The sequence below is a fragment of the Aeromonas sp. HMWF015 genome, assembly GCF_963878965.1.
Classification (GTDB): domain Bacteria; phylum Pseudomonadota; class Gammaproteobacteria; order Enterobacterales; family Aeromonadaceae; genus Aeromonas; species Aeromonas veronii.
The window spans coordinates 20,296-26,866 of the sequence record NZ_CAWNZT010000201.1; the positions used below are offsets into that span (position 1 = coordinate 20,296).

Below are 6,571 nucleotides of genomic sequence, written 5' to 3' on the forward strand. Positions count from 1 at the left end.
AGCCTTATGCCACTCGCACCAGAAACTTCTCACCCTGTCCTTCGCGCTTGAAGCGCTCGAGCAGGGTAGGCAGTGCCTCGAAATTGCCCACCACCAGCGGCGGCAGGGTCAGCTCACCGCTCGCCATCTGCGCCATCATGGCGACACCGGCGGCCACCAGTCGGCTCCACTGCTTGTCGGTGCCAAAGGCGTGCTGGGCGCCCAGCGCAATCTCGTGCAACGAATGGCAATGGGCAAAGGCGGGCAGCGGATTGTGCGGGATGCGCCCGAGCACAGTCACCATGTGACCGTAGTAGCCAAGGGCGGGCAGCAGGCTCTCAGCCTGTTGGCTGGAGACCAGATCGATGATCCCCTCGAACGGCTCGTTGCCGTTGGCAGTCTGCAAGGTGGCCAGCCAGTCGGGATCCCGATAATCGGCCACCCCCTGCACACCGATCTGTTTGAGCCAGTGATGGTGGCGTGGGCTGGCGCTGGCAAAGACTCGCGCTCCTTGCTGGAGGGCGAGCTGTACCGCAAAGCGGCCTACACTGCTGCCAGCACCTGTGATGAGCAGCGCTTCCCCGTGCAGGCGCGGCAGCTTGGCCAGGGCCTGCCAGGCGGTGAGGCCGGGACAGGGCAGGGCGGCGGCCGCCTCGTCACTCAGGGCATCGGGCACTGGCAGCAGGGCGCGGGCTGGTACCCGGGTGTGGCGGGCAAAGCTGCCGTGGTGGCGCAGGTCGGTGTGATAGGCGACCCGGGCACCGAGGCGCAGATGGCTGACGTTGGCGCCGAGGGCCACGATAGTGCCCATGCCATCGACGCCGGGCACCTGACCCTCCTGCCAGTTGGAATGGCCATATTCGATCAGCTTCCAGTCCACCGGATTGAAGGCGATAACCCGATTGGCTACCAGTACCTCGTCAGGGGCGAGCGGTGCCAGGGGCAGATCGGCGAGGGTAAGCTGGGTCGGTTCACCGGGGGCATGCCAGCACCAGGCTTGGGTGTGATTCATGATGACTCCTTGTGAAAGCGAGGGGAGAGAAGAACGAGATCATTGCAGCAGTGATTCGGTCAGTCATATCACTGTTGCTAATGCGCAACAATACGGCAGGCCCCAACCTGTGGGGCCTGCTTTACGTGGCCGGTTCGCCATTGGTAATCAGCGGCTGGCTGCTGCGTCATCGGCCTGATAGACGGGGTAGTCGGTCAACCCCTTCTCACCACCGCCAAACAGGGTGGCCGGATCGTGGGGGGCCAGCGGATAGCCGTGGCGCAGCCGGTTCGGCAGATCCGGGTTGGCAACGAAGGGGCGGCCAAAGCCAATCATGTCGGCCCAGCCCGCGTCGAGGGCGGCGCGAGCCCGCTCGCCATCATATTTGCCGGCATAGATCAGGGTGTTGGGGAAGGCATCCCGCAGACCCTGCTTGAAGTTCTCCGGCATCAGGGGGGCATCGTCCCAGTCCGCCTCGGCAATGTGCAGGTAGACCACGTTGAGCTGGCCCAGCAGGCGGGCGGCGGCCAGATAGGTCTCCTGCGGATTGGCATCCACGGTGCCGTTGAGGGTGGTGAGCGGCGCAAGACGCACCCCGACACGTTCGGCCCCGATTTCGCTACTAACCGCTTCTGTCACCTCTTTGAGAAAGCTCAGCCGGTTTTCCAGCGATCCGCCGTAGCCGTCGGTGCGGGCGTTGGATTCGGAGTCGAGGAACTGGTTAATGAGGTAGCCGTTGGCGGCGTGCAGCTCGATGCCGTCAAAACCGGCGCTGATGGCGTTGCGAGCTGCCTGACGAAACTGGCCCACCACCGCATGGATATCGGTCTGAGTCATGGCGCGCGGAGTGACGGTCTCGACAAAGCCCGGCGCATCGCTGCCGTTATCGACGAACACCTTGACGCCCACTGCGGGCAGGGCTGAAGCGGAGATGGGCTGGGCGCCGCCGATGTTGTCCGGATGGGTGACCCGGCCCACGTGCCAGAGCTGGGCGAAGATGTTGCCCCCCTTGGCGTGCACGGCATCGGTCACCCCTTTCCAGCCAGCGATCTGCTCGGCGCTGTAGATCCCCGGCGTCCAGGCATAGCCCTTACCCATGGGGTCGATTTGGGTGCCTTCGCTGATGATCAGGCCCGCCTCGGCGCGCTGGGCGTAGTAGCTCGCCATCATGGCGTTGGCCACATCACCCGGCTGACTGGCACGGGAGCGGGTCATGGGGGGCATGACGATGCGGTTGGCAAGGTGCAGCTGGCCGAGGCGCAGCGGGCAGAACAGGTGATCGTGGCTCATCTTGAGTTCCTCATGGTGGAAGTGAGGCCACTTTATGCCGCCATCTTGTTGTGAAAAAGAGGGGTAATTGCACAAGAGAATTGTGCTTGATGCAGCAATCAGCACAAACCGTTAGGAAAGAGGCGTTTAGGCATAAAAAAGAGGGCCGTCTGACCCTCTTCTGTATTCTGCTGGTGGCAGGCTCAAGCCGTGGCGGGCATCACTTTCACCCGCTCGATGCGCCGCTCGCTCACCTCGATCACCTCGAAGTTGAGCTGCTGCAGTTGCAACTGCTGGCCCGGGGTGGGCAGGGTGCCGAAGTGGGAGAGCAGCATGCCCGCCAGGGTCACGTACTCGTCGCTCTCGCTCACCAGCCCCTCGTGCTCCAGCACCTGCTCCACATGGTGGATGTTGGTGCTGCCGTTGATCAGCCACCCTTCGCCATCGCGCACTATATCCGGGGTTTCGTCCTCGTCCGGCAGCTCGCCGACGATGGCCTCCAGCAGATCGTGGGTGGTGACCAGCCCCTGGATCACGCCAAACTCGTCGGAGACCAGAATAAGGCTCCCCTTGGCTTTGCGCAGCTCCGCCAGCAGGCGGATCACGTTGATGGTCTGCGGCACGATAATGGGGTCGTTCTGCTTGGCCAGTTCGCTCAAAGATTGCCCTTCGTTCAAGGCAAACAGCAAGTCGCGCGCCTTGACCACTCCGATCACCTCGTCCAGATCCCCGTCACAGATAGGGAACAGGCTGTGGGGCTCGCGCTGCAACAGGGCGCGGATCTCGTCGCTGGAGTCGTTGATGTCGATCCAGGTCATCTCCGAGCGCGGGGTCATGATGGTGCGAATGGAGCGCTCGGCCAGCGACAGTACGCCGGTCACCATATAGCGCTCCTCCTCGCCAAAGCTCACCGGCGCTACGGCAGGGGCATCCAGATCGTCATCCGGCTGATCCTGATAGGCCTTGCTGCCCATCAATTTGAAGATGGCGGCGGTGGTGCGCTCGCGCAGGGGCTGTTTGGATTCGTGACGCATGGCGCTGCGCTGGGCCAGCTGGTTGAAAAACTCGATCAGCACCGAGAAGCCGATGGCTGCGTAGAGGTAGCCCTTCGGAATGTGGAAGCCGAATCCTTCCGCCACCAGGCTGAAGCCGATCATCAGCAGGAAGCTCAGACAGAGCACCACCACGGTGGGGTGGGCGTTGACGAAACGGGTCAGCGGTTTGGAGGCGAGCACCATCACCACCATGGCGATGGTCACGGCGGCCATCATCACGCCAAGGTGTTCCACCATGCCGACGGCGGTGATGATGGAGTCGAGCGAGAAGACCGCATCGAGCACCAGAATTTGGGCGATCACCACGCCGAAGCTGGCGTAGGCGCCGACCGGGCCATCATCCTGGGGTTTGGCTTCCAGCCGCTCATGCAGCTCGGAGGTGGCCTTGAACAGCAGGAACAGGCCGCCCCCCATCAGGATCAGATCCCGACCGGAGAAGGGGTGATCCCACAGGTGCAAAATCGGGGTGGTCAGGGTGACCAGCCAGGACATGATACTCAAGAGCCCAAGTCGCATCAGCAGGGCCAGCGACAGGCCGATGATGCGCGCCTTGTCCCGTTGGGCGGGCGGCAGTTTTTTCACCAGGATGGCGATAAAGACCAGGTTGTCGATCCCCAGCACGATTTCCAGAATGATCAGGGTAAACAGACCAATCCAGATATGGGGATCCAGCAGCAATTCCATTGTATGACCTCAATAAAAACAGACAGAGCAGAGAGTGATCACGGCGCACGATGGCCGCAGTAACAGCAAGGCAAAGGTGTTATTCAGAGGCGCTGATGAAGCAGAAAAAGATAGGCTTTGACAGAGAGAGACGAAGGGCAACTTCGGGGATTGTCCATGATGGGCAATAAAACCTCGGGTGAAAAATGAGCCCTGATGATAGCGGCTGGCGCCAATTTGGCAAGAGTAGTGTCAGTGGGGCGTGATGGGGTTGTGATGCGACAGGGGGAGGCAGCGGTGCCGCTCTCCCCCGTGCGGTCGTTACAACCAGCGCTTTTCGCGGGTGAAACAGACCGACAGCCAGGCATCCCCCAGGGTGTCGCCGAGGCGAGACCAGAGCTCCTGACGCAGGGCATCCTGACGTTCGACGGGCCACTCCTGACCCGGCGCCACCAGAATGTTCAATTCCAGATCGAAGCGGCGACCGCTTTTGGCCAGATGGCTGTAGCACTCGATGCCGTGGCGCTGGCGCAGCGCCTCGATCTCCTGCTCGACTTGCCGTGGCACATCCCCCTTGGGGGCGATCTTCAACACTTCCCGCAGGTTGCGACCGAGCACCTTGATGGGAATGAGGGTGGCGCAGAGGGCCAGCAGCGAGACCAGCACCGGGTCTATGTAGCGGTTGTATTGGCCGTAGCCGATGGCATCGAGGCCGATGGCGACCACAAAGCCAATCAGCAGAGTGGCGCTGAGCAGGGTATCCACCAGCCACTCCTTGGAGTCGACCCGCACCAGCTCGGAGTCTACCTGTTCGGCAACCTGGGCTTCGATACGATAGATGATGGCGCAGAAGAAGGTGGAGACGGCGGCATAGATAAGGGCGTGGCCGAGATCGATCTCCCGTCCGCCATCCAGCAGGGTGGTGATGCCGCTATAGAGAGCGCCAAGGCAGAGCAGCAGAATAATGGTGCCATTGATGACGTTGGTGATGGGCTCGAAGTGGGCATAGCCGTACTGGAAGCGCGCATCGGAAGGGCGGGTAACGAGATAGGCGGTAACAAGACCGAGGCCCGTCATGCCCATGCTGAACAGGGTGAAGATACCATCGAGCATGATGGCGTTGGAACCGACGAAGAGGCCGTAGCCGATGCCGAAGATGGCAAAGGTAATACAACCGAACAGCGACAGGGTAAGCGCCTGTTTTTCGGTGGTGACCAGCGTACTGATAACATGGCTGTGGTGAGCCATAAAAGTCCTCCTTTCAAATGGTGAATATTGCCAAGCGCAAGCGGTTTTCTAGCTGATATACTGCCCGCTCACATGTGAGCGGACTGGCCTGATTGCCATTGACAGGCGGCTGGCCAGTCGTTGTCGCCGGCGTGCCGGCATCAAGCAAAGGATGGGAACAAGGATTCATGATCCCGAGACTCGATTACCAGGACAGTTTGTCACCCGCAACCCTGCAGTTTCTTGAGTTGCTAGAGCGCAGCGCATTTCGTGGTGATATCGAAAAGTCTTATGCAAGCCGGTTGGCGATGGCGACGGATAACAGCGTCTATCAGGTAGTACCTCAGGCGGTTCTCTATCCGCGCAGTGCGGACGACATAGCAGCAATGCTCAAGCTGGCCGCAGAGCCGGCGTTCGCCGCCTTGAGTTTTTTCCCTCGTGGTGGCGGTACCGGCACCAATGGTCAGTCATTGGGCGGCGGCATTATCGTCGATCTCTCCCGTTATATGAACCAGATCATGGAAATTAATCTGGAGGAGGGGTGGGTACGTGCCCAGGCCGGGGTGGTAAAAGACCAGCTCAATGCCTATCTCAAGCCTCACGGCTATTTCTTCTCGCCGGATCTCTCCACCTCCAACCGCGCCACCTTAGGGGGCATGATCAACACAGATGCCTCGGGGCAGGGGTCGCTGGTCTACGGCAAAACCTCGGATCACGTGCTTAGCCTCAAAGCGGTGCTGGAGAATGGCGATATCATGGCCACCGAGCCGCTGACCGGTGAGCGACTGGCCGACAAGCTGGCGCTGGAGAATCGGGAAGGGGAGATCTATCGCACCCTCTATCGTATCGGCAAGGAGCGCCGCGCCGACATCGAGGCGACCTTCCCCAAGCTCAACCGCTTTCTGACCGGTTACGATCTCAAGCACCTCTATCAACCCGATACCGATACGCTGGATGTCAGCCGGGTACTGTGCGGTTCGGAAGGGTCTCTCGGCTTTATCACCGAAGCCAAACTCAATATCACTCCTATCCCGCGTTATCGCACTCTGGTCAACGTCAAGTACGACAGCTTCCCCTCCGCCCTGCGCAATGCCCCCTTTATGGTGCAGGCGCAGGCTCTCTCGGTGGAGACGGTGGACTCCCGGGTGCTCGGGCTGGCCCGCGCCGACATCATCTGGCATTCGGTGAAAGAACTTATTCAGGATGTGCCCGGCAAGGATCTGCAGGGACTCAACATTGTCGAGTTTGCCGATACCGACGAGGCGGAACACAAGACCAAGGTAGCGGAGCTCTGCCGCCGTATCGACGACCTGCTGGCCAAGGGTGAGGCGGGGATCATCGGCTATCAGGTGTGTGACCACCTGCCGAGCATCGAAACCATCTACAC

5 protein-coding genes are annotated in these 6,571 nt (G+C 61.0%); 1 reads left to right on the forward strand and 4 read right to left on the reverse strand.

Translation table 11 applies throughout. From position 1 onward, the window contains the following. Positions 1–4: 4 nt before the first annotated feature. From AACS18_RS10945 to AACS18_RS10960, 4 genes are all read right to left on the reverse strand, one after another. Positions 5–991, reverse strand: a complete 987-nt coding sequence (locus AACS18_RS10945; RefSeq protein WP_108614251.1) for a zinc-binding dehydrogenase — start codon at positions 989–991, stop codon at positions 5–7. Positions 992–1,138: 147 nt separating this feature from the next. Continuing rightward, complete coding sequence (locus AACS18_RS10950; protein WP_108614252.1) at positions 1,139–2,260, reverse strand: alkene reductase; 1,122 nt, start codon at positions 2,258–2,260, stop codon at positions 1,139–1,141. Positions 2,261–2,442: 182 nt separating this feature from the next. After that, positions 2,443–3,978 carry a TerC family protein gene (locus AACS18_RS10955; protein ID WP_108614253.1) on the reverse strand — a complete coding sequence of 512 codons (1,536 nt, stop codon included), beginning with the start codon at positions 3,976–3,978 and terminating at the stop codon, positions 2,443–2,445. Between the two features lie 300 nt (positions 3,979–4,278). After that, positions 4,279–5,205: a cation diffusion facilitator family transporter gene (locus tag AACS18_RS10960; RefSeq protein ID WP_005361338.1), complete on the reverse strand. Its 927-nt coding sequence runs from the start codon at positions 5,203–5,205 to the stop codon at positions 4,279–4,281. Between the two features lie 167 nt (positions 5,206–5,372). On the opposite strand from AACS18_RS10960, the gene AACS18_RS23360 reads away from it, so the two are divergent. Further along, a partial coding sequence (locus tag AACS18_RS23360; protein WP_258228918.1) for an FAD-binding oxidoreductase occupies positions 5,373–6,571 on the forward strand: 1,199 nt, incomplete at its 3' end.

Excerpts from the sequence above, each read along its gene's own strand:
- AACS18_RS10945 (WP_108614251.1), bottom strand. The coding sequence starts at position 991 with ATGAATCACACCCAAGCCTGGTGCTGGCATGCCCCCGGTGAACCGACC.
- AACS18_RS10950 (WP_108614252.1), bottom strand. The coding sequence starts at position 2,260 with ATGAGCCACGATCACCTGTTCTGCCCGCTGCGCCTCGGCCAGCTGCAC.
- AACS18_RS10955 (WP_108614253.1), bottom strand. The coding sequence starts at position 3,978 with ATGGAATTGCTGCTGGATCCCCATATCTGGATTGGTCTGTTTACCCTG.
- AACS18_RS10960 (WP_005361338.1), bottom strand. The coding sequence starts at position 5,205 with ATGGCTCACCACAGCCATGTTATCAGTACGCTGGTCACCACCGAAAAA.